This is a genomic window from Stenotrophomonas sp. GbtcB23 (assembly GCF_019091045.1).
In the GTDB taxonomy this organism is placed as follows: Bacteria; Pseudomonadota; Gammaproteobacteria; order Xanthomonadales; family Xanthomonadaceae; genus Stenotrophomonas; species Stenotrophomonas rhizophila_A.
This window is the reverse complement of the sequence record NZ_JAGXKC010000536.1, coordinates 1-251: the sequence shown is the minus strand read 5'-3', so window position 1 is coordinate 251 and position 251 is coordinate 1. Positions and strand designations below refer to the sequence as shown.

At 60.2% G+C, this 251-nt stretch carries 1 protein-coding gene; it reads right to left on the bottom strand.

Annotation, left to right across the window (positions count from 1 at the left end; genetic code table 11):
* Nucleotides 1–251, bottom strand: a 251-nt coding sequence (locus KVS69_RS20040; RefSeq protein WP_217539972.1) for a hypothetical protein, incomplete at both ends; no start/stop codon positions are given.

The following is a 251-nucleotide window of genomic DNA, read 5'->3' as shown; positions in this document are numbered from 1 at the left end:
CGCTGTAGCCCACCATCGTGTAAAGCGACACGGCAAGAGCGGCCATATTGATGATGAAGCTGACGCCCAAAAGCCTGAATATCTGGCCGCGGAGCCGCTCGAAGAGACTGCGGAACCAGTTCGGCCGTGCCTCATTGACCGCGTGGAAGTTGATGTCAGGCTCAACCGCGAGGATCGTATCTCCCCTGGAAAGCGCAAGGCTGCAGTGAGCACCATCGCCGAGCCAGAGATCCTTGTCCTCCGGCCGACCG